Here is a 21,449-nt window from a genome sequence, read left to right as displayed (position 1 = left end):
TCTGATCCGTTAAAATGAAAATTAAGGACGCGCTAAGTGATAAAGATGAACAGAGCGTATTCCATAATTGCAATAAGCAAGAATGGGATAAGATGCTGTTGTTAAAATTTGGCGCATGGCCTCTACACTTGATTGTTCTATGGTAGGGGGCACAACAGGAACATAATAAGCTTGTATTCCATAGTGCTGTGCTGCTTCTTGAATGATAGAAAAATCAGGTTGATTCGGATCTTCTTTATCAGGTCTATTGCAGATGATTGTTTTGATGCCAACATCTATGAGTGTTTGCATATGCGTGATGTCAATTTGGGTACTGATGAAAACGTCATCTTCAATTTGCTGCAATTTCATTTTATTCATCCTTATTCACGATACAATGTGTGATGCTTTTTTGCCCACAAAGAAATGATGTCTCCTATCAAGGCATGATGAAGGTTGAGATATTTATCAATTCTAAAATTTAGAAGAAATTCATACACGATTTAAAAGGTAAAAAACGCAAAAAGACACATCCCAAATCTTTTTTTATTGTTAAATTTTCATCAACTCTATGTCTGATACTCTGCCTATTTTCAATAGGAGCTTTTACTGAAGTATTTTCTCAGCTTATAAAAGCATATAGAGTAAATCAGCTACCAGGGTGTTTCCATCATCATAGTAATAACAATCGCAGCATTAGTGCCGATAATCAGCATTGAATAAAGCACTGCTGTTTTTACTATGTCTGTCATAGAAGCTTCTTTCATCCTTCCATTGTTTTGTGTAAAGATTCACAAAATGTTACAAGGTGTAATATATGCTGATCTCCAACATTCAGCAAGTTTAAAATGATTTTTATTGCTTGATTGAAGGGATGAGAGGCAGGTTTACGCACTGTAGGGAGAGGGAAGATTAGGCATTTTCTGTTTATTTGCCGGGGGATCACTTTTGTGTAGGGAAACACCGCTTTTGGAAGAAACACGTCTTTTTGCGTGAAAGCAATACATCATTTTCACACAAGATTCATTCCGTATTTTAGAAACTGAGATAATGATCACTGGGGTCATCAATGGGACCAAAAAACCTATAAGCTTGTAAATTTATCGAACAGGGGAAAAGGGTTTCTTTGTATCGTTGCCGCTGATGATAATCATTTAATAATGCGCTGGAAATAATCATTTAAGGGAGAAATGTGTGTCGCATAATCTGAATGTTGAAGGTCAGAATCAATTTTCTGGTCGAGATGTTGCGTTTGCAGCAGGAATTATTGTGATTCTGACGGTTCTCTTTTTACCGGTTCCTGCTTTTGTTTTAGATTTAGGGCTTTCCTTTTCCATTGCTTTTTCTGTTTTAATTTTAATGGTTTCATTATGGATTCAGCGGCCGCTTGATTTTTCAGCTTTCCCAACAGTTTTATTGATTGCAACCATGTTACGTTTATCACTTAATATTGCGACAACTCGTGTTATTTTGACCCATGGGGATGAAGGCTATCAAGCAGCAGGACACGTAATTCACGGTTTTTCGCAATTTGTGATGGGGGGCGATTTTGTCATTGGTCTTGTTGTTTTTGCCATTGTTATTATCGTCAACTTTTTGGTCATTACCAAAGGGGCAACGCGTATTGCTGAGGTGGGTGCGCGTTTTACACTGGATGCAATTCCAGGTAAACAAATGGCCATTGATGCTGATCTTTCATCAGGTCTTATTGATGAAAAAGAAGCACAGAGTCGCCGTCGAGAGCTGGAGGAAGAAAGCTCCTTTTTTGGGGCGATGGATGGGGCATCAAAATTTGTGCGCGGTGATGCTATCGCTGGGCTAATCATCACAGCTGTTAATATTTTTGGGGGCATTGTTATCGGTGTAACACGTCATGGGATGACCTTATCCGGTGCGGCAGATGTGTTTACAAAGCTTTCCGTTGGTGATGGTCTGGTTACTCAGATCCCTGCGCTGATTGTGTCTTTAGCTGCAGGTCTTTTGGTTTCAAAAGGGGGAACGCGTGGTTCTGCTGAAAAAGCTGTTTTAGGACAATTAGGAGGGTATCCTAAGGCTCTTTTTGTTTCATCAATGCTTTTATTGATGCTGGGATTGATGCCAGGCTTGCCTGCCTTTCCCTTTATCTTGCTGGGGTGTATTATGGCTGCTATTGGTTATTCTATTCCACGCCGCTTGCAAAAAGAAGCGCTTGCGCAAGAAGCTATGCAACAACAGGCAGCCCAAAGGGCTTCTCAAGAAGATGGTCAATCGGTTAAGGCCTCACTTGAGATGTTGCAAATTGAAATTGCTATGGGCAAACAATTGTCGCAGCGCTTGCTGCCACAGCAGGTTGAATTGGCTAATCGCGTTGCAAAAATGCGTCGGAAATTTGCGCAAGAATATGGTTTTGTTATTCCAGAGATCCAAGTTTCTGATGATTATACCGTTCCTGCAAAAAATTATTGGATCAAGTTACATGGTACAGTGGTGGCCTCTTACGAAATGCGTATCGGTGATGTGCTGATTATGCCAGGCAATAAGCCCATTCCTAATATCCCTGGTGAACAGGTAAAAGAGCCCGCTTTTGGTATGAGTGCTTTTTCAACTTCAGAAACATTCCGCTCAGAATTAGTGCGTGAAGGCTATATTGCCGTTGATAATCTTTCTGTCTTGTTGACCCATTTAAGTGAGGTTTTGCGCAATAATTTAGCTCAACTCTTTTCTTATCGGGATATGCGTATTCTGCTGGAGCGTTTGGGTGGCGAGTATCGCAAATTGTTGGAAGAAATTTGCCCTGCGCATCTTTCTTATTCAGGTTTACAGTCAGTTTTGAAACTTCTTTTGTCTGAACGCATTTCTATTCGTAATCTGCATCTTATTTTGGAAGCAGTTGCTGAAGTTGCTCCCCATGTTCGGCGTTCTGACTTGATTGTTGAACATGTACGGTTACGTTTATCGCAACAAATTTGTGGTGATTTGTCTGACGGTGGTGTGTTGAATGTTCTGCGGATGGGAAGCCGTTGGGATCTGACGTTTCAGAAGGCTTTAAAATTCGATACAAAGGGTGAGATTGTTGAATTTGATCTTGATCCGATGGAACTTGAAAAATTTGGCACGGAAGCCTCAGTGATGATTCGTCAGCATATGGAAAAAGCGATACGTTTTGTCCTGATTACATCGCCACAAGCGCGGCCTTATATCCGTATGATTATGGAACGTCTTTTCCCAACATTGCCTGTGCTTTCTCATGCAGAAATTGCTCGTGGTATTGAAGTCAAAACATTAGGAGTTCTCTCTTAAAAGAAGAAGGGTTGATGCCGTTGACATCCTTATCCTCACTTATATCGCCATTGGCTTCTGTGCCTTTGAACCAGTTGGTTCTTCTTGCCATGCTTGTTTTTGCGCGGGTGGGGGCTTGTTTGATGTTGATGCCAGGTATTTCAAGTATTCGTATTCCTATCCAGTTACGTTTATTTATCGCGATTTCTTTTTCATTGATAATGTTGCCTATGGTGGCCGATTTTTTTAAGGATTTTGGTGAAAAACCTGATTTTACCTTATTTGTGCGTGCTTTATGTTCTGAAATGCTGATTGGGGTTACTTTTGGGGTTATTGCTCATGTTTATCTTTGGGCTTTGCAATTTATGGCGACGATTATTGCCATGTCGATGGGATATTCTGGTCAACCAGGCCATAATGTGATTGACTCAACACCAGAAACTCAAGTAGCACATCTGCTAGTTTTGGTTGGTGTTATGCTTTTTTTTGCAAGCGATTTGCATATGTTTGCGATCCGCGGTCTCTTAGCTTCTTATGATGTGGTGTCGCCAGTTTTTATTCCTAATCCAGAGGCTGCATTGATAGATTATCGTGATGCTTTGTCGAAGGCTTTTCTAACTACATTGCGTATTGCTGCGCCTTTTATTGTTTATGCGGTTTTGGTCAATATTGCTGTTGGATTGGTCAACAAATTAACCCCCAACATTCCTGTGTATTTTATTTCACTGCCTTTTGTGATTGCAGGGGGATTATTCTTGCTTTACTTTATTATGCCGGAGATTTTGAATTTTTTCAGTTTAGAGTCACAAGACTGGCTGAGAAGAGGGCCTTAAAACATGCAAAAAAGCAAACGTTATGGCAAACTTCTTAAGATACAAGGCCTTATGGATGCGTATCATAAAGTTGAATTGGAAAACTTGAACACACAAGCGTCTTTTTGTGAAGAAGAGATGTATGTGCTTTTTTCTTTGATGGAAAAAGAATCAGGGAATCACTTTTGGGATGCCAATTTTTTGACACGGCGCTTAAAATATATTGCCAGAATGGAAAAATATCTTCAAGAGAGAATTGTCCAGCAGAGACAGGTTGTGCGTGAAGCTTCTAGTCGTTTACAACGGTTAGAAGACAAATATAAAAAGGCTCAATCTCGTGAAGATCGTAAAGATTTTGAGATGATACTGGAAGATCACATTGCAGATAAAGTCATAAGAATATCAAAGTGATATAATGCTTGTTAGGCTTTAGGAGGTGACATGTTAAGCAATCGATAATGTTGCAAAATCTTCTTTCGTACAAACACATATTGCACAAATTAATTAGAGTGATGAAATTGCTCAAAGAGAGTGATAAGAGGATGCGCACTGTCGATTGTGGAACTTTGGTATAAGCCAATTTATAGCAGGTATATTCAGAGCCAGTATACTCAAAGTAGGCATATTCGGAGAAGGTATGCTCAGCAAAAATATCAATGGACCAAATTTTGATAGAGTGTTGGAAAAAAGAATTCAAATCATGCCGAGGGTCAGTTTGACGTAAGTTTAGTTTTTTATATATCCAAAATAGTATTTACGCTTTTCTTAAGAATTTCCGAAATTTTTAGAAATTCTTAGAAGAAAAGGACATCAATTGTTGTTCAATCATGAGCATAAAGAAGAGCCAATTGTTACGCTAAGGAGGGATCTATGGCTATTCAGCCACCTTCAGATATTGTTCTTGACGTTGCACGTGCAGCCGATCCGCTTGAATATCGTGCGTCGATTGAAAAATTGCGTATTGCGCAAAATGCTATGCGCACGCCAGATTCTGTTTTAATTTCAGTTAATGAGAAAGCAGATTTTTCTGACTTAGTGCGCTCTGATTTTGTCCCACCAAAAGAAGTTGTTCACCAGGTCCATATAAAATCAAAAGCAATTAATGACAAAAATAGTGAAGTTTTTAAGGCTTTTGAAGCTTTTATGTTACAATCTTTTATTGAAAATATGTTTACGACGGATCTTCCTTCTGTTTTTGGGAAAGGGCAAGCAGGAAAAATATGGAAATTTATGATGATTGAGCAATTGGCTAAAGAATTTGCAATGTCTGGTGGCGTCGGCATTGCTCAGATGTTTGCCTCTGAGCAAGAAAAGAAGACAGAAGGTTTGTTGAAAGAAAATTTGTCTCACGAGAAAGAACTTAAACAAACGCTTGTGATGCAAGACTATCGCACGATTGCTGATGTAATTGTTCATGCAAATGAACTGAATTGGGTCCGTCAACCTCGTTAATTTTGTAAGTAGTGATGATTATATAAATAATCCATTATCTTATTAGGAATAAAGTTGAATACGAATAATAATAAATCTTGTCTAAGAAAAGTAAAAAAGGGGAATAATATAATGTCTGTAGCACAATATAATGATGAGAATACTGTATCTCAAACGAATATTCCGAATAATGACCTGATTGGTCGTGATTGGGCGATTACGAAATTTATGACTGCTGTTAAGGGGCTAGTAGAAGTCGTTGAATATGAAAGTACGATGCTTGAAAGCCATGGGACACCAGATTATGAAGAAGTTAATTTGCGTAAAACACGTGGATTACGTGATCTTAATCAATCGATGAAAGATGTTGCACGGTATATGGACTCAAATGTTGAAACTGAGGTTGCAAATGTACTTTCCGATTTACAGGTTAAATTACATCGTAATAGTGAATTGCTTCAAACACATTTAGAAGCTGTTCGGGAGCTTTCGCAAATCGTGCAGATGGCTGCGCGTGCTGAAGATACAGATGGAACCTATGATCCAATTTTGGTTAATGCTGGGCGTCATAAATGATCAAGATGATCACACTGGGGTTATGGGTTTGCTTGGTTTCTTTAGGGGCTTTGATGCTTGGCATTAACAGCTATAAAAGAGATTCAAACATTCCCACAACTCCAGTTTCTATTAGTGAAGAGATTGGCTCTAGCGATACGGAAATAATGAATATTCCGATCTTAGTTGATGGAGCTGTACAGGGGTATCTGATTGCACAGCTCACCTATGTTGTTGACAAAAAAGCAGCACAAAACATAGTGGTTCCTGTAGGTGTTTTGATTCATGATGCGATCTTTCAAAGTTTTTGGGGCAGTTATTCAAATGTTCGTATGATTGAAAGAGTTAAATTTGATATGGTCAAACAACAGATCATGGATCAAGTGAATCAGCGTTTTTCAAGTCCTGTTTTGAAAGATTTGCTTGTTAAACAGTTTAATTATATCTCGGTTGAGAAAATACGTGGCGCGACAAGACGTTCAGGTTGAAGTCGGTATATTGTTAAGAAGCGGTTTTAATTTTCAAGAGTGCTTTTTTATAGGTATAGGGCATTTGGTATCGCTTTTAAGAGGGAATTTGCACGCTTATATGCTGCCTTGGCAAGAGGGTAAGGGTTTTTCCGTATTTAGCGCACAGAGCTTTTCTTAGTTTTTTAGGAGACGTTGTTATTGAACAGTCTCTTCAATTTATTATCGTTTATTTTTAGGGATATTTTCCGTCTATAACCTGTTTACTCAAGAGTAATTTTTCCCCTATGAGCAAGAGCGTCTGCGTCATTATGTGAGATTCTGCATCATCTATGTGTATAAAAGGAATTCTTGCATAGAGAAGAGCTTTTTTGCACTCTTTAGGGTGTGGACTGTTTTAAATACATACTGGGCATGAGAGTGATACGAAGGAGGCGCACGCTTAGTGAGCTAGCGGTCTTTGTTTTTGTATCCGTGCATTATTCAGAGCATTCATAAAAGCGCTGGTATTGGTTTCTTCATCTGCAGGATTATCAAAAATACAATGATCTATTTCAACGCCAAATTGTTCTGCAGACATGGTGAGCTGAAAAAAGGTTTGTACACCGTCATTTGAAAATTTCATATGCAGTAATATGTTTGGGGTGGTCTCCCAATCTAATTCATAACTGGCATTTTGGGCAAAGAGCATAGTATGAGGGTAAAAACGCAATTCTGCAGCACTTTCAATCAATTCAGAAAGATGATGAAAACGTTCTGTATGAATACAGGAAATGAAATCACCCACGTCAATAAGCCGTAATTCTGGAATAAATTGTGCAACCTGTTTTGCCAAAACCATTTCACGAATTTCAGTGATATAATCCTTTTTCGTTTTTTGACCTCCTGATATCGTTGAGGTATTTAAAATTTTATGCTGACTCATGGCTGCTCTACATATCGGTTTAAGGTTAAGTTTTTAAAATAAACATGGCGACTCTATAGAGCTAAAGTTAAATTTTTAAAAAGAAAGTAGATGAATAGAAATTTTTTTTAATGAATTTTTTGACTATTAATAAATCGAATTAGGGCAGCAACACCTTCATAAAATTCAGGTGGGATTGTTTGGTCGACTTCGACTTGTTTGTAAAGTGCGCGTGCTAAGGGTTGATCTTCAATAATAGGGATATCGTGTTTGGTAGCAATTTCGCGTATATGGAGTGCCAGAATATCTTGTCCTTTCGCAATCACAACGGGTGCATGATCAAGAGGTGGTTTATAGCGCAGAGCAACAGAAAAATGCGTTGGGTTTGTAACAATTAAGGTTGCTGTAGGCACATTAGCGATCATTTTTCGGCGAATGCGATCTCGTGCAAGTGAGCGCATTCTTGATTTGACCATGGGATTACCTTCAAGGTTTTTATATTCATCCTTGACTTCTTGTTTCGTCATGCGCAATTGTTGACGCCAATAAAAGCGTGACCATGCTAGGTCAAATCCTGCAATAATAGCAACAGCAACGATAAAAGACAGGGATAAATCAACCAGTTTTTGGCGGATATATTCTGGTAAAGCCGGTGCATCCGTTAAGAGCGCATTGATAAAAATCGTGTTATTTTTGAAGAACATAATGTAAACAATAATGCTGACACCGATGAGTTTAACGAGTGATTTTAAAAATTCAACAAATCCTGCTTTCCCAAAGATCCGTCCAAATCCATTAGCAGGTGAAATGCGTGACCATTTTGGGCTGATGCGTTCTGTAACAATACGCGGTGCATTTTGTATAGCAGAGGCAGCAATAGAAATCAGAGGGATAATAATTAAAAGAGCGGCTAAAGCTAAGCCTAGATTTCCACCAACTAAATAAATCAAATGTTTGATGTCTTCTGCGGTATTAATGTGCCACGATTCCGGACGTTCAAGCCATTCAGTTAAAAAACGAGACAACTTTGACATGGCAGGAAAAGCAACAAAAATGGTAATGAGGCTAAAGCTCATAAGAGAGGCAAGAATGGGTAATTCACGCGAAAAGGGCAGATTACCTTTTTCTTCTGCCTTGTGAATTTTATGTTCTGTAGGTTCTTCTGTTTGACTTTCTTTGTCTGGTTTTTCATCTGACATGGTGGTTTAGTCCGTCTTTCGAGGATGTTCCTTTGTGACCTAAAAGTAAAAGATAGACCATTCCTTATTTTGATACTGTGATGGCTGTTTGATCCATCGTTCGGTATGAGCTAAGAAGAGCACTTTGCTGATTGGTTGATCGTCTGAGGTTAGGTCTATTTTTAGCATTTAGGATTTTCCTTCTTGACCTAAAAGATCAATCGTTCCTTGTTCTGATAATTTGATGGCCGTTTGAGCAATTATACGGCGTGCATTGAGAATATCACTTTGCTGAATCGATTGATTTTCTGAGGAAAGCTCTGTTTCCACCATGCGGCGTGTTCTTTGTGAAAGAGAAGCCAAGATAAGCTCCTTCATAAGATCATCAGCTCCTTGTAATGCAGTAATGATCGCATCTGCTGCAATGCCATCAAAAAGCAGTAACCGCGCACGTTCTGTTAACCGTGGAATATCATCAAACACAAAGAGTTTTTCTTTAATTTTTTTCAGATCTTCTGGTTCCAAATCTTGAAGACTCGCTAGCATTTCATCAACATCGGTTTTATCAAGTTCGTTAAGAATAATGGCAACCTGACCGTGATGTGCTTGTTCTCCTGCTCTGTTCTCCTGTAAAAAGAGAGGCCGCAGCGCTTGATCAAGGATCGTTTCCATTTCTGGGGCTACGTTGCGTAAATGCAATCGTCTTCGAGTGAGATCAGCGCGTACAGTAGCGCTTTGTGCCATCAAAATTTTTGCAGCTGTTTCAGAAGGAAGACGCGAAATAATATAGCTGATCACCTGTGGATGTTCTTGCACAAGATTCATTTGCGTCACGTCAATATTTGCTTTTGTGATAATATTCCAAAGGCTTTCAACGGGTGGTTTTGGTGCTTTTGAAGGGTCAAAAATTAAAGCGGCTTCATCTTCTGGTAATGTTTCTTGTACTAGATTGTCGAAGCGTAAACCAGCTTCAGAAAAAGAAGCGCCTTCTGCAAAGGCATCTTCAAATTGACGAACCAAAATTTCGAAATCAGCAAGAGAAATGTTAGGCAAGCTATGAGCTTGTCCACTAAGATGGCGCAAATCATCTGGTGTAAAATGTTTTAAAAGACGTGCGGCAGCAGGCTTCCCAAGAGCAACAAGAAGTGCAGCAACTTTTTGTTGTCCGGAAAGTGTATCGATAAGTGTAGAAGAGGGTTGAGCATCACTTTCAGAAGCTATATCGTTTGATGCGGCATCGATCTCTTCTGCTATTTTTTCTCTGTCTGCCTGTGTCATAATTTGTCTTCCGCGTTGTTTGAATTTTATTATTTATCAATGACTTCGGTAAGACTAACCCCAAAACGGGAAGAATCATCTTCTAGAACAATGACCTCACCACGCGCGATAATGCGGCCATTGACGACAATATCAATAGGATCACCAATTTGTTTATTGAGCGTGATGACAGAGCCACGCCCTAAATTCATCAAATTGGCAACGGGCATAGTGGTTGAGCCAAGAACAATTTGCACCTCGACAGGAATACTCATAACGAGTTCTGTATTATTGGAGGTTTCATTGGTATTTTCTTGTATTTTTCTGCTTCCAAAATTGCCAGCGGCAGTTCTCCCCGCTGTAGCACCAAGAGCAGAAGAACTGCCTGTTGCTGCCTGAGAAGCTCCAGTCCCTGGTCTTTGTACGCCGGCACCAAAAGCTCCTGGTGTTCCGGTTGAACCTTCCCCCATTCTCGATGATGTTGGGCGGGAGGCTGTTGTTGGGTTGATCCCTTTAACACCGCTGGGCGGATTTACGTCATTTGTCATTCTGTCACCATATTATTTTATTTATTTGATCTTGCTTGTCGAATGGGCTTATCGGATGGGCTTGTAGAGTCGGTTCATGGGATGGCATGGAATAAGCTATCAGAGAGTGTTTATTTAAAATTGTGTTTTGCTATGAAGAGAGGCTTTCTGTGTTTTGTGCTGAACAAAAACTGGAAAATTTTTAGAAGCAGTAGGTTGTATAGTGTTATGAAGAAGCGCTTTCTGTGCACTACGTTGCACAAAAACCGGAAATTTTTTAGGAAAAATAGACCGTTTTGAGTAAGTTTGTGTTGTTTTCAGTGTGGCTGCATGTTCCTGTGTTTTTACGGTTGGTAGATTGCGAAGAAGATTAAAATCATTTTGTAATTGGTTGCGAACCTCTTCCATATGCGCAATGGAACGGTCAATCTCACGTCGGATACGTGTTGATTCAATAATACGCGCATCCATTTTGCGATTTTCATCACGGAAATCTTGATGTTCTTCACGCAAAGCAAGGATTGCTCGATCAAGGCATGATGTGCCAATGTGGACTTGTTTAGCAAGTTCACGTCCCATCTGAATGGTTGTCGCTAATTTTCGTGCGATGACAACAAAAACACTTAGTGAAATTAGTGCTAAAAGTGCACTGGCAATATTAACCATGAACCAGCTCATTAATCATTTCCTTTTCTTCATCGATGGGATCCGTGACTCGGATAGAAAAATTTTTGCCAATTTTACCAAGGGAGCACTTGTAAAGAGACTTGTCACCACTGCACAATTTAACCTGTTTAACAGCATTGATTGGAAGAGGCAGGACTTGACCCACTTTAAGATTCAATAATTCATTTAAGGTCATTGAGCCTTGTTGCATAAAGGCTTCAATCTGCACATGTGCTTGGCTGACTTCTTTTCTTAAGCGTTTTGTCCATAGAGGGTCCATACGTTTTTCAGGGGCACGAAGAGCGCGTGTAATGGCCTCGTGAATAGGGCGATGACAACTGCGTGGCATTAAAATATTTAAATGTGCCTCGGCTTCTCTGCATTTGATGGAGAGCGTGCAGGAAAACATTTGTGATTGATGAAATGTTTCTGTGTTCAATTCTTGCGCTTTGCGTGTTTGTGTAAATATCAGCAGTGATTTATCGCCCGTACCAAAGACACTATCTATGGCATTGGCAAGCAATTTGCCGAAATGTTCGCTTATGCTACGTTCTGTTGGGCTGAAAGGGCGTCCATTACGGTTTATTATTTTTGGTTCTGTCGCGCCGAAAAATGTTTCTGTGATCAACTCAACCAAAACAGAATCAAGAACGAAGATAACGTCGTTTCCCCAACGATCAGAGCTAAAATCAATCAATAGTGTATCTGTTCCGATAGTTTGGATAATTTTGTCAATTTTGAGTGTATCGAGAGATACTACGTCGATGGTGAATTCTAATGGTGTATAATGATTGATCTGCGAGCAAAGATGACTTGCGGCATCCCGAAAAATATATTGGAATGACATAAGATCATCACTCGATAGACCAGCAGCCCGCAAAATATGTTGCGCTAATACATCTTGTTTTTTTTCTTCATTTTCCTGTGTTTCAGGATTTTTTTGTTGTTCAGTTGTTTCAGTCATAGTCAATCTGCCTTTTTTTCAGCACTATGACCGGAAATTGCATGTTGTTCCACGACGTCGATTGTTGGGCGATCTTTTGCTGAGATGGTTTTTCGTCCATATTCTAAGGCTATTTGTGGTATAGCACCATTCATATAGGCTAAGAGAGTTTGTTTCACGACAATGTAAGTGCGTGTTTTTTTACTACGCACTGCTTTAATTTTTGTCGCGATAGGACCAAAAATACTATAAGAAAAGAAGATTCCTGCAAAAGTTCCAACAAGGGCTGCTCCAATCAAGTGTCCTAATACTTCTGGCGGTTCAGTGATGGCACCCATGGCTTTAATAACACCTAAAACGGCAGCAACAATTCCAAGAGCAGGAAGAGCATCGGCCATATTTTGCATGGCTTGATATGGTTTTTGAGAATCTGATGAAATTGTGTGAATTTCTTCATCCATTAAAGCTTCAATTTCGAAAGGGCGTGTATTCCCCATGACAATCAGACGGCAATAGTCACAAATGAAATTGGTCAAAGAATCATCTTTTAAAACTAAAGGATATTGTTGAAACAGTGTTGATTCTTTAGGATTGTCGATATGGCTTTCCATTTCAGAACGCGATTTTGAACGCATTTCCCGCATGAGAGTATAGAGCAACCCTAAGGTTGCTAAAAAATCTTTTTGTTTTGGCACAGCATCTGTCAGGGCTTCTATTGTTGCTTTAAGTGTATCTTTAATCACGGGGAAAGGGGTCGATACAATGAAGGCTCCAATAGCGGAACCCACAATAATAACAAATTCCCACGGTTGCATTAAAACATCAAGATGTCCTCCCATCGCAACATAACCGCCAAGGATACATCCTAACGTAATGATTAATCCAATAATAACACTCAATGCTATGCCCCTCTTTTAAATTTTCTAGCAAAATAAATATCTATGCTTGTGTAAACCTTACCACTTTCATGATGAATTATTTGTCACTCCTTGCTTGTTTTATGCTATAAGTGCGTCATTGGCGCATTATTGGTATGTACAAGAATTTATGAAATAAAGCTTAAGACTGTTAATTTTTAGACATATCAAGAAGCTGAGTGGGGGGTCCTGTTGTTTTAAAGAGAGAGCACTATCATCAGTTTCGGGTAAGTTTTGTGCTTTAATATAAAGTCTATTCAGGAAGGGGGCTGCTATGATTGGTACATATACGAGTTATAGAAGTACAATCGACAATATGAAGAAAACGCTTGATCGGCTTCTTAAAGAGCCACAGGTTAAGCGTGAGACAGATTATTATGTCCGGAATATTGCTAGTATTCAGTCTGTTGATGAATTTCTGGCCAATGATAAACTTTACCGTTACGCGATGCAGGCGCACGGCCTGGAAGATATGATTTATGCAAAAGGCATGATGCGTAAGGTTCTGTTAGATCCTCGTTATGCATCTCAGTTAAGCGATCAGCGTTATCAGCAATTTGCTGCGGCATTTAATTTTAACCTTTATGGTGAAAAAGCAACCCAGCAAAATAGTGCTCAAACAGCAACTGTCAACAAATACATGCAGCAAACTTTGGAAGTGCAAGTTGGGCAGGACAATGAGGGAGCACGTTTAGCCTTGTATTTTACCCGCACAGTTGGGGGAATGGCGAGAGACGGCCTTCTTTCAGAGAAAAACTGGGCTTATCAAATTCTTGGCGATAAAGCTTTGTCAGCTGTTGTTTTTACAGCATTGGACATTCCTGAAAATGTGCGTTTATCGAAGATTGAAGCGCAAAAATCTTTATTAGAATCACGTATGTCACTTAAGGATTTAAAAGATCCTAAGAGATTAGAACATTTTATTGCTCAATTTTCTGCTCTGTATGATGCAAAGAATCAGGAAGAAATAAATCCTGCTTTAATGATTTTGCAAAATTCATCAAACGGATTGGCATTTTCAAATGAAACAATGATGGCTCTCCAATCTCTAAAACGGGGTGGGTTTTAAATTCATTAATGGAAGAGAAGTCTAGTTTTATTGACTAGAAAAAAGAAGGGTCAGGTTTATGCAAAATCCGATTTATGTTGGCGTGTCAGGCCAAATTAGTTTAGCACGACGGATGGAAACAATTGCACAAAATATGGCGAATGTGAATACACCAGGGTTCCGTGCTGGTGGTATGAAGTTTGATACGTTGGTGTCTCCCATTGCTCAAGAGCAGGGGGATCACGTTTTTTTTACGAGCGCTGGGAAGGGATATATTTCAACGGAACGTGGCTCTTTAGAACAAACGGGTAATGCACTGGATGTCGCCGCAACAGGTGATTCTTACTTTTCTATGGAGGCCTCTTTTGGGGTGGTCTATACTCGTGATGGCCGAATGACTATGACCCCAGAAGGGATGTTAGTTTCGGTGACAGGTTTGCCTTTTTTAGATGATGGAGGTGCACCGATCCAGCTAAATCCTGTGGGGGGCGCACCTCGTATTGGTGCAGATGGGAGTATTTATCAAGGAAATGTTTTGGCAGGAAGAATTGGTTTGTATCAATTCCAACCAGGAACTCAATTACGCTACGGTCCCAATGCTTCTGTTATTCCTGATAGAGCAGCGATTCAGATAGAGGGGAGCATTGGTGATAGTGTTATGCAAGGATATGTTGAAAGCTCAAATGTTAATGGGGTAGCAGAAATGACGCGCCTTATTGAAGTGAGCCGCGCTTTTGAACGGGTTGAGGCAATGCTGCGTCAGCAAGAAGAAATGCGTTCTAAATCTATTCAAATTCTAGGTGGGAAAGCTTAAGTGATAGATCACAAGAAGCCTTTATATCATAGGGGACTTTTATAGCAGAGTACGTTGCACCATGCAAAATAATCAAAATGATTCCACTCTCACCGTTACTGCAACATTAGAAGCTGTTCAGACAGATGGGCTTAGTGCTTCTATAAAAGTTTCTGATGAAGAGAGCATGAAATCGTTAAGTGCTTTAGCACCAGAATTCTCCCAGACAACAGATGTAGGAAATGTTTCTGCAAGGGGTAAGGGGGAAGACAAGACCAAGGAACCTATTGCTTTAGTATTAGAGACTTTTCAAGAAGAGACATTAGAGGCTTCTTCAGGGGATAAAAGGGAGGCAACACGTGTTTCCCCTACTGCTTTAAGTCGCTTATTGTCTTTTGTTACCCATAACTGTGAGTATTCTTCTCATTCTATAAATCAAGGAGGGGTGATAAGTGATGTCGCGCGTGGGATATTGACCGCGCGTGGTTTATCACAATCTGTCTTTCTTGGTGATACTGTGTGTATTGAGTGTGGGACACAGACTGTACGGGGTGAAATTATTCGTGTTAATGAAGAAAGTGTTTTGATTAAACCTTATGATGAAACGATTGTTCCGGTTCTGAAAGCTTCTGTTTTTCCGCAAGGTCCTCTCTTCGTTGCACCGGATGTTTCTTGGTGTGGGCGGGTTGTGAATGCTTTTGGTGAATCAATAGACGGAAAGGGAGCACTTCTTTTAGGCTCCTCTCCGATGGCGGTTGAGGCGCATGCACCCCCAGCACTTGCACGTGCACGTGTGGGGAATGGGTTGCGTACGGGTGTTAAGGTGATTGATATTTTTACGCCTCTTTGTTTTGGACAGCGCATAGGGATTTTTTCTGGCTCTGGGGTAGGGAAATCAACACTTTTGTCAATGATGATGCAAGCTGATCATTTCGATAAAGTTGTTTTAGCGCTTACGGGGGAACGTGGTCGTGAAGTGCGTGATATGCTTGATGATACGTTACAGGATAAATTGAATAAGGTTGTTGCCGTGATTGCAACCAGTGATGAAAGTCCAATGATGCGGCGTTTAGCTCCTATTATGGCCACAACAATTGCTGAATATTTTTCTTCCCTAGGGGATAATGTTTTATTAGTGGTCGATTCAATAACGCGTTATGCCTTGGCTGTGCGTGAAATTGCTATTTCTGCGCATGAACCTCCTGTATCACGTGGATTTCCGCCGCGTGTTTTTAGCGAATTGCCACGCTTATTAGAACGAGCAGGTCCGGGAAGAAAAGGCAATGGATCTATCACTGGTGTTTATGCTGTACTAGTTGATGGGGATGATCATAATGATCCTATTGCTGATGCCATTCGTGGGATCTTGGATGGTCATATTGTGCTAGATCGTGCGATTGCTGCACAGGGGCGGTTTCCTGCTGTTGATATTTCTTCTTCTATTTCACGTTTGGCATCGCATAGTTGGACGGGTGAACAGCGTATATTAGTGCAAAGTTTGAAGGAAATGATTTTTCGCTATGAAGAAACACGCGATTTACGTGCCATGGGGGCTTATCGCCCGGGAACAGATCATATTCTCGATCAAGCTGTCCATTTAGTGCCATCAATTTATGCTGCTATGAACCAAAATGTTGATACTCCTCTTGTTCGTAATCCTTATGACGAATTAGCAAAATTATTGAAGAGTCAATAATGGCTGAATGTGAGATGAACTGCAAACAGCTAAGAATGGCCTGTAAGAATTCAATCATAGCTTAGGTACACAATACCATAATAGTCTGAAAATTGAGAATCAGAGGCTTTTTTCTGCAAGATATGTATTGAAGGTGAGGAGATTGGTGAGACCTTGAGTCTAATGCTCCCATGATGGATAGGAGAGCAGCGGATCTTTGTGATATTACAAGCTTGAAGCGGTTCTTGTCTTTATTATTTTGCTTTTTTAGCTGTGTTAAGCTTAATTTAGGCATAAATTAATATTCTTGTTACTTTCTTAAAAAGAACCAATGGCAAGTCTCGCACAAGATTTCTTTTTTATTCTAACTCTCGTATAACCTGGCTCTAATATAAATGGGGGGGCTTCAGTAATGGATCCGGTCAATCTTTTTAATCTTGCCAGTAAACAGGCAGAATGGCTTTCCTCACGCCAAAAGGCTGTTGCAAGTAATGTGGCAAATGCTAATACCCCGGGGTATCAGGCTCGTGATGTCCAGAATTTTACCGATATTGTGCAAAATAAAGCGATCTCTATGAAAGTAACCCACGTGCAGCACATGGATTTGACAGAAAATGGTATGGAAGCGCAGGCAATTCGACCTGACAATGCAGGAGGGGTGACCCATTCTGGTAATAATGTCAATTTAGAAGAAGAAATGAGTAAAGGTGCGGCTATTGGTCGAGAAATGTCTCTCAATACTGCGATTGTTAAGGCTTTTCACCGAATGACAATGTTAACGATTAGAGGAGGCTCTTAAGAATGTCTGATCCTTTAATGACAGCAGAGCGGGTTGCGACAACAGGGTTGGGTGCCCAATCAACACGTTTGCGTATTATCGCTGAAAATTTGGCCAATGCTAATTCAACAGGACGTGCACCGGGGGCAACACCTTATCGACGCAAAACAGTCAGTTTTGAAACTGCTCTTAATCCTTATGTTGAGGCGCAAGGTGTGCATGTGAAGCGTATTGGTGTTGATAATGCCCCTTTTATTATGCGTTATGAACCAGGTCATCTGGCTGCAGATAGTAATGGCTATGTCAAATATCCCAATGTCAATGCAGTGATAGAAATGGCTGATATGCGTGAAGCGAACCGTTCTTATGAAGCGAATTTACAAGTTGTTCGCCAAGTGCGCGATTTGGTATCACAGACGATTGATTTGTTGAAATGATAAAGAAGCTCATGAGGCAATTTCATCACTTTGTTTGTGAATTTTATATAGTTGAATCTTTTGAGGAGCATAAAAAATGATCGGGGCACTTACTTCTATTGCGATGCGTGCGAATTCATTAGGGCCAGAAGGTGGGTTAATGAATAGCATCAACAATAGGCAAAATATATTAAGTGAGGATGCAAATACAGCCAGTTTTGATCAAGTTCTCGCTAAAATTACAGAATCTGTTGGCACCAAATTACAAAAAGCAGAAAGCCTTTCTATGGGGAAGATTTCTGGGAACGATATTGGGGTGCGTGAGATTGTCTCTTCAGTCATGGAAGCGGAACAATCGTTAAGTACGGCCATCGCTTTGCGTGATAAGATGGTGCAAGCTTATCTCGAAGTAAGCCGGATGCAAATTTAACATCTCTTTCGGTTTTTCTGGATAGAGTTGAGAATATGAGGGGAAAAAACTATGGTTATGAGATCATTGTCAATTGCTGCAACAGGGATGGCTGCACAGCAAACCAATCTTGATGTGATTGCAAATAATTTGGCAAATATTAATACCACAGGGTACAAGCGTGCGCGCGCAGAATTTGCTGATCTAATGTATGTCGCAGATCGCGCTGTTGGTGTTCCCAATATGATGAATCAAGCCATTGTTCCTGAAGGTGTTATGGTGGGTATGGGGGTGCGCACAGCAGCCGTTCGTACGGTCAACACACAAGGTGCTTTTGTTCAAACTGGGAATGCGTTAGATTTGGCGATTAACGGAAATGGCTGGTTTGAAATTCAAGACCCTAATGGCAATATTTTTTACACGCGCTCCGGTGCTTTTAATTTGAGTGAAACAGGACAAATTGTCACATTAGATGGCAATGTCGTGCAACCGGCTATCACCATTCCTATTGGCAGTAAGAGTATCACAGTGAATCCTGATGGGACGGTTTTTTATAAACCTGCTGAGGAGGCTGATCCTGTAGAAGCGGGTCGCCTTAATTTAGTTAATTTTGTTAATGAAGTTGGTTTAGAGCCGATAGGGGATAATCTTTTCCGTGAGACACCAGCTTCTGGTGCTCCAGTGCCAGGCAATCCAAAGGAAGATGGCTATGGCAGCATTATGCAAGCTACGCTGGAAGCTTCCAATGTGGATCCTGTGAAAGAAATTACCGAGCTGATTACAGCGCAGCGCTCTTATGAAATGAATTCCAAAGTCATTCAAGCGTCCGATGAAATGGCAGCCGTTGTTTCCAAAAATCTAAGGTAAAGACCATGAAACAACTTTCGCTTTTACTGGTGAATGTTTTTTTCTCATTCTGTTTATTGACTGCGGCTTATGCTGATCGGGTTAGTTTTCTTGTTCCTGAGCGGTCAATTTATGTTGGTCAGCGTGTAAGTGATGTTGGTTTAAGCGAAAAGAATTTTATTATTAAGTCTGAAGCTTCTTCTTTATATGTCATGGATATGAAGCAGGTTCTGAATAAGGTTGCAACCCGTCCTTTAAGAGCGGGGCGTCCTATTGCTCTTACTGCTTTGGGTGATCCGGTTTTGATTGAACGTGGTCAGACAATAAAATTGATTTTTCAGTCAGATAATTTACAAATCACTGCTATCGGTGTGGTGTTGCAATCAGGGTCTTTGGGGGATGTTGTTCGAGTGCGCAATGCTGATTCAGGGCGCATTGTGATGGGAACTGTTTTACCAAATGGTAGCGTGAGGGTGGGATCGTAATGAGAGTGTATCATCATCTCTTTCATTATTTTTTGGCTTTTTGGTTTAGCTTTTTTGCTGTCTTTTTTCCGATTTTTGCGAATGGGCAGGAGGAAGGAACGCGCTATAGCTCTGCAGTTGAGTTGGATGCTGCTTTGTTAGGATCAGGCGGTGATCCTAATCAGATGCATCATGCTGATTTAGCACGCCCAGGTGCTGTAGCACGTTTGAAAGATATTGCAGAAATTCAAGGTGTGCGCTCGAATCAATTGGTTGGCTATGGTTTGGTGATTGGGTTAAATCGTACAGGGGATTCTTTACGAAATTCACCTTTTACAGAGCAATCTATGCGGGCTATGCTTGATAATTTGGGGATCAGTCCTCCTGCTGGTGCATCGCGTGCTAATAATATCGCTGCTGTTATTGTGACAGCTGAGATGGTACCTTTTGCTACGCCAGGTTCACGGATTGATGTGACAGTTTCTTCGTTAGGGGATGCAACATCTTTGCAAGGAGGAACGTTGGTGATGACCCCACTGCTTGGTGCAGATGGAAAAACTTATGCTGTTGCGCAAGGAAATATGGTGATTTCTGGTTTTGGTGCGCAAGGCGTAGCAGAAAGTGTAACACAAGGTGTACCAACATCAGGTCGTATTCCTAATGGTGCGTTAGTTGAGAGAAAAATTGAAGGCAATTTTAACAAGAGTAACGAGATTATTTTAGAATTACGCAACTCTGATTTTTCAACAGCAGTTCGTGTGACAGATTTAATTAATATTTTTTCTAATCAACGTTACAAGAAGGGTGTAGCGAAAGAGAGAGATTCAAAGACCATTGTGTTGAGTAAACCTCGCAATATTTCAATTACGCGCTTTGTTGCTGAAATTGAAAGATTGCCTATTCCTACAGATGAAGTAGCACGTGTGGTTGTTGATGAGCGCACAGGAACTGTTGTCATTGGTGAAAAAGTGCGTGTTTCACGTGTTGCGATTTCCCATGGAAGTTTGACAGTTCGTGTCACAGAAGATCCACTTGTTTCGCAGCCAAATCCTTTTTCTGAAGGGAATACGGTTCTTGTGCCAAGAACTAATGTGGATGTAGCACAGCTACCCTCCAATATAGGTATTCTCAATGGGGTCGATTTAGACAATCTCGTTAAAGGACTTAATCAAATCGGTGTTAAATCAACAGCAATTATAGCGGTTTTGCAGGCTATTAAAACATCAGGCGCTCTTCATGCGGAGCTGATAGTACAATGATACAGTTACGTTTTTCTTTTTTCATTTTTTTTATGGCGATGTTGACCGTTAGTGGAATAGGGAGCACTGTGCCTATACCAAATTCAGTTCCGGTGCCAATATTTTCATCTACAGTGCGTGCACAACAGAAACAAGAGCTTCACTCCGCTTCTCAGTGGGTGGCTCAATCAAAAGTATTTGCAGACGCTGCTTCGGAAACACTTTTCCCTTCTGTTTCCTCGATAAGCGAGCCTCAACTTGTTCCCCAACAAGTGGCTCAGTTAGCAGTGTCTGCAGATGCTTCCCCAAAAACAACCGCTTTCTCGACACCAGAGTCTCCATCTATTCTCCAGCAGGTGGTTCAGGCAGCGATGCCTTCAGATGCTTCTTCTACAAACACAATAGCTTCTACTGCTTCGTTGATAGAGGGCATGTCTGGGATGAATATGGAAGAAATAGAACGTTTTTGTAGCAATATTGGCAGTCAGGCTGCGGATGCACGTTTCCAATTGCAACGTCAACAATTGCAACAATTGCGTGATCAAATTAGTGAGCGTGTGAAAACTTTGGAAGAAAAACAACAAGAATATGAAACTTGGCTCAAGAGGCGCAATGATTTTATCTCTATGGCAGAAGACTCTTTGGTTGAAGTTTTATCAAAAATGCGTCCTGATGCAGCAGCAGCTCAATTAGCTTTGATGAATAGTCTTGTTGCGGCTTCACTTGTTTTGAAGCTTAGCCCCAAGGTATCGAGCACTATTATGAATGAATTACCTCCTGAAAAATCAGCTGAACTAACTCAAATATTGGTTAGTGCACAACAATTTTCAACGAGAAAGAATCCTGTCAATTAGATTGTTAGAAAAGTAATGATGAAAGTAAAAACAG

At 40.5% G+C, this 21,449-nt stretch carries 24 protein-coding genes; 16 read left to right on the top strand and 8 right to left on the bottom strand.

The window, feature by feature from the left end; all coding sequences use genetic code 11:
- Positions 1-21: 21 nt before the first annotated feature.
- Positions 22-351, bottom strand: a complete 330-nt coding sequence (locus tag H710_RS05865) for a TIGR01244 family sulfur transferase (protein ID WP_041849896.1) — start codon at positions 349-351, stop codon at positions 22-24.
- Positions 352-1,173: 822 nt separating this feature from the next.
- Between H710_RS05865 and flhA the strand changes: the two genes are divergently transcribed.
- The 6 genes from flhA (at position 1,174) to H710_RS05835 (ending at position 6,523) form a co-directional block, all read left to right on the top strand.
- Complete coding sequence (gene flhA, locus H710_RS05860) at positions 1,174-3,258, top strand: flagellar biosynthesis protein FlhA (RefSeq protein WP_041849879.1); 2,085 nt, start codon at positions 1,174-1,176, stop codon at positions 3,256-3,258.
- Between the two features lie 14 nt (positions 3,259-3,272).
- On the top strand, positions 3,273-4,070 hold the full coding sequence (fliR, locus tag H710_RS05855; protein ID WP_041849878.1) for a flagellar biosynthesis protein FliR: 798 nt from the start codon (positions 3,273-3,275) through the stop codon (positions 4,068-4,070).
- Between the two features lie 3 nt (positions 4,071-4,073).
- The gene (locus H710_RS05850; RefSeq protein ID WP_041849877.1) at positions 4,074-4,460 is read left to right on the top strand and encodes a hypothetical protein; all 387 of its coding nucleotides are present in this window, start codon (positions 4,074-4,076) and stop codon (positions 4,458-4,460) included.
- Between the two features lie 459 nt (positions 4,461-4,919).
- The gene (locus H710_RS05845) at positions 4,920-5,501 is read left to right on the top strand and encodes a rod-binding protein (protein ID WP_041849876.1); all 582 of its coding nucleotides are present in this window, start codon (positions 4,920-4,922) and stop codon (positions 5,499-5,501) included.
- 111 nt (positions 5,502-5,612) lie between these two features.
- Positions 5,613-6,056 (top strand): hypothetical protein, encoded by a 444-nt coding sequence (locus tag H710_RS05840; RefSeq protein ID WP_041849875.1) that lies wholly within the window; start codon positions 5,613-5,615, stop codon positions 6,054-6,056.
- Positions 6,053-6,523, top strand: coding sequence for a hypothetical protein (locus tag H710_RS05835; RefSeq protein ID WP_041849874.1), 471 nt, complete (start codon positions 6,053-6,055; stop codon positions 6,521-6,523). Before H710_RS05840 ends, H710_RS05835 begins: the two co-directional genes overlap by 4 nt.
- A gap of 421 nt (positions 6,524-6,944) precedes the next feature.
- Here H710_RS05835 and H710_RS05830 read toward each other — a convergent pair whose 3' ends face one another.
- The 7 genes from H710_RS05830 to motA form a co-directional block, all read right to left on the bottom strand.
- The gene (locus tag H710_RS05830; RefSeq protein ID WP_041849873.1) at positions 6,945-7,427 is read right to left on the bottom strand and encodes a hypothetical protein; all 483 of its coding nucleotides are present in this window, start codon (positions 7,425-7,427) and stop codon (positions 6,945-6,947) included.
- A 107-nt stretch (positions 7,428-7,534) separates the two neighbouring features.
- Positions 7,535-8,605 carry a flagellar biosynthesis protein FlhB gene (gene flhB / locus H710_RS05825; protein WP_041849872.1) on the bottom strand — a complete coding sequence of 357 codons (1,071 nt, stop codon included), beginning with the start codon at positions 8,603-8,605 and terminating at the stop codon, positions 7,535-7,537.
- A gap of 168 nt (positions 8,606-8,773) precedes the next feature.
- A complete protein-coding gene (locus H710_RS05820) occupies positions 8,774-9,862 on the bottom strand; it encodes a flagellar motor switch protein FliG (RefSeq protein ID WP_041849871.1) in 1,089 nt (362 codons plus the stop codon).
- 29 nt (positions 9,863-9,891) lie between these two features.
- On the bottom strand, positions 9,892-10,161 hold the full coding sequence (gene fliN, locus H710_RS05815; RefSeq protein ID WP_244875604.1) for a flagellar motor switch protein FliN: 270 nt from the start codon (positions 10,159-10,161) through the stop codon (positions 9,892-9,894).
- Positions 10,162-10,503: 342 nt separating this feature from the next.
- The gene (locus H710_RS05810) at positions 10,504-11,046 is read right to left on the bottom strand and encodes a BAB2_0123 family type IV secretion system effector (protein WP_080772770.1); all 543 of its coding nucleotides are present in this window, start codon (positions 11,044-11,046) and stop codon (positions 10,504-10,506) included.
- The gene (locus H710_RS05805; protein ID WP_041849869.1) at positions 11,027-11,998 is read right to left on the bottom strand and encodes a FliM/FliN family flagellar motor switch protein; all 972 of its coding nucleotides are present in this window, start codon (positions 11,996-11,998) and stop codon (positions 11,027-11,029) included. Before H710_RS05805 ends, H710_RS05810 begins: the two co-directional genes overlap by 20 nt.
- 2 nt (positions 11,999-12,000) lie before the next feature.
- Positions 12,001-12,876, bottom strand: coding sequence for a flagellar motor stator protein MotA (gene motA / locus H710_RS05800; protein ID WP_041849868.1), 876 nt, complete (start codon positions 12,874-12,876; stop codon positions 12,001-12,003).
- A 292-nt stretch (positions 12,877-13,168) separates the two neighbouring features.
- Between motA and H710_RS05795 the strand changes: the two genes are divergently transcribed.
- The 10 genes from H710_RS05795 to H710_RS05750 all read left to right on the top strand — a co-directional run bounded on the left by H710_RS05795 (position 13,169) and on the right by H710_RS05750 (position 21,415).
- The gene (locus H710_RS05795) at positions 13,169-13,963 is read left to right on the top strand and encodes a DUF1217 domain-containing protein (protein WP_041849867.1); all 795 of its coding nucleotides are present in this window, start codon (positions 13,169-13,171) and stop codon (positions 13,961-13,963) included.
- A 58-nt stretch (positions 13,964-14,021) separates the two neighbouring features.
- Complete coding sequence (gene flgF, locus H710_RS05790; protein WP_041849866.1) at positions 14,022-14,756, top strand: flagellar basal-body rod protein FlgF; 735 nt, start codon at positions 14,022-14,024, stop codon at positions 14,754-14,756.
- Positions 14,757-14,817: 61 nt separating this feature from the next.
- The gene (locus H710_RS05785; protein WP_041849865.1) at positions 14,818-16,431 is read left to right on the top strand and encodes a flagellar protein export ATPase FliI; all 1,614 of its coding nucleotides are present in this window, start codon (positions 14,818-14,820) and stop codon (positions 16,429-16,431) included.
- Between the two features lie 391 nt (positions 16,432-16,822).
- Entirely contained in the window at positions 16,823-17,209 is a 387-nt protein-coding gene (gene flgB / locus H710_RS05780) for a flagellar basal body rod protein FlgB (RefSeq protein WP_041849864.1), read from the top strand.
- 2 nt (positions 17,210-17,211) lie between these two features.
- Positions 17,212-17,625 carry a flagellar basal body rod protein FlgC gene (gene flgC / locus H710_RS05775; RefSeq protein ID WP_041849863.1) on the top strand — a complete coding sequence of 138 codons (414 nt, stop codon included), beginning with the start codon at positions 17,212-17,214 and terminating at the stop codon, positions 17,623-17,625.
- A 76-nt stretch (positions 17,626-17,701) separates the two neighbouring features.
- A complete protein-coding gene (locus H710_RS05770) occupies positions 17,702-18,034 on the top strand; it encodes a flagellar hook-basal body complex protein FliE (protein ID WP_041849862.1) in 333 nt (110 codons plus the stop codon).
- 57 nt (positions 18,035-18,091) lie between these two features.
- The gene (gene flgG, locus H710_RS05765; protein ID WP_041849895.1) at positions 18,092-18,880 is read left to right on the top strand and encodes a flagellar basal-body rod protein FlgG; all 789 of its coding nucleotides are present in this window, start codon (positions 18,092-18,094) and stop codon (positions 18,878-18,880) included.
- A gap of 5 nt (positions 18,881-18,885) precedes the next feature.
- Complete coding sequence (gene flgA / locus H710_RS05760) at positions 18,886-19,344, top strand: flagellar basal body P-ring formation chaperone FlgA (RefSeq protein ID WP_041849861.1); 459 nt, start codon at positions 18,886-18,888, stop codon at positions 19,342-19,344.
- Entirely contained in the window at positions 19,344-20,582 is a 1,239-nt protein-coding gene (locus H710_RS05755; protein ID WP_041849860.1) for a flagellar basal body P-ring protein FlgI, read from the top strand. Before flgA ends, H710_RS05755 begins: the two co-directional genes overlap by 1 nt.
- Positions 20,579-21,415, top strand: a complete 837-nt coding sequence (locus tag H710_RS05750) for a MotE family protein (RefSeq protein ID WP_041849859.1) — start codon at positions 20,579-20,581, stop codon at positions 21,413-21,415. Before H710_RS05755 ends, H710_RS05750 begins: the two co-directional genes overlap by 4 nt.
- Positions 21,416-21,449 lie beyond the last annotated feature (34 nt).

It is taken from the genome of Bartonella bacilliformis Ver097 (genome assembly GCF_000709795.1).
GTDB lineage: Bacteria > Pseudomonadota > Alphaproteobacteria > Rhizobiales > Rhizobiaceae > Bartonella > Bartonella bacilliformis_A.
The sequence above is the reverse complement of the archived record's forward strand: the minus strand, read 5'-3'. Positions and strand labels throughout refer to the sequence as shown.

Bases quoted from the DNA above. Each gene is read 5' to 3' on its own strand.
- H710_RS05770 (WP_041849862.1), top strand. From the start codon at position 17,702: ATGATCGGGGCACTTACTTCTATTGCGATGCGTGCGAATTCATTAGGG.
- fliR (WP_041849878.1), top strand. From the start codon at position 3,273: ATGCCGTTGACATCCTTATCCTCACTTATATCGCCATTGGCTTCTGTG.
- H710_RS05850 (WP_041849877.1), top strand. From the start codon at position 4,074: ATGCAAAAAAGCAAACGTTATGGCAAACTTCTTAAGATACAAGGCCTT.
- H710_RS05820 (WP_041849871.1), bottom strand. From the start codon at position 9,862: ATGACACAGGCAGACAGAGAAAAAATAGCAGAAGAGATCGATGCCGCA.
- flgF (WP_041849866.1), top strand. From the start codon at position 14,022: ATGCAAAATCCGATTTATGTTGGCGTGTCAGGCCAAATTAGTTTAGCA.
- H710_RS05805 (WP_041849869.1), bottom strand. From the start codon at position 11,998: ATGACTGAAACAACTGAACAACAAAAAAATCCTGAAACACAGGAAAAT.
- H710_RS05845 (WP_041849876.1), top strand. From the start codon at position 4,920: ATGGCTATTCAGCCACCTTCAGATATTGTTCTTGACGTTGCACGTGCA.
- H710_RS05810 (WP_080772770.1), bottom strand. From the start codon at position 11,046: ATGAGCTGGTTCATGGTTAATATTGCCAGTGCACTTTTAGCACTAATT.
- H710_RS05755 (WP_041849860.1), top strand. From the start codon at position 19,344: ATGAGAGTGTATCATCATCTCTTTCATTATTTTTTGGCTTTTTGGTTT.
- H710_RS05840 (WP_041849875.1), top strand. From the start codon at position 5,613: ATGTCTGTAGCACAATATAATGATGAGAATACTGTATCTCAAACGAAT.
- H710_RS05750 (WP_041849859.1), top strand. From the start codon at position 20,579: ATGATACAGTTACGTTTTTCTTTTTTCATTTTTTTTATGGCGATGTTG.
- flhB (WP_041849872.1), bottom strand. From the start codon at position 8,605: ATGTCAGATGAAAAACCAGACAAAGAAAGTCAAACAGAAGAACCTACA.
- H710_RS05830 (WP_041849873.1), bottom strand. From the start codon at position 7,427: ATGAGTCAGCATAAAATTTTAAATACCTCAACGATATCAGGAGGTCAA.
- H710_RS05795 (WP_041849867.1), top strand. From the start codon at position 13,169: ATGATTGGTACATATACGAGTTATAGAAGTACAATCGACAATATGAAG.
- flgG (WP_041849895.1), top strand. From the start codon at position 18,092: ATGAGATCATTGTCAATTGCTGCAACAGGGATGGCTGCACAGCAAACC.
- H710_RS05835 (WP_041849874.1), top strand. From the start codon at position 6,053: ATGATCAAGATGATCACACTGGGGTTATGGGTTTGCTTGGTTTCTTTA.
- H710_RS05865 (WP_041849896.1), bottom strand. From the start codon at position 351: ATGAAATTGCAGCAAATTGAAGATGACGTTTTCATCAGTACCCAAATT.
- H710_RS05785 (WP_041849865.1), top strand. From the start codon at position 14,818: ATGCAAAATAATCAAAATGATTCCACTCTCACCGTTACTGCAACATTA.
- flgC (WP_041849863.1), top strand. From the start codon at position 17,212: ATGTCTGATCCTTTAATGACAGCAGAGCGGGTTGCGACAACAGGGTTG.
- flgA (WP_041849861.1), top strand. From the start codon at position 18,886: ATGAAACAACTTTCGCTTTTACTGGTGAATGTTTTTTTCTCATTCTGT.
- flgB (WP_041849864.1), top strand. From the start codon at position 16,823: ATGGATCCGGTCAATCTTTTTAATCTTGCCAGTAAACAGGCAGAATGG.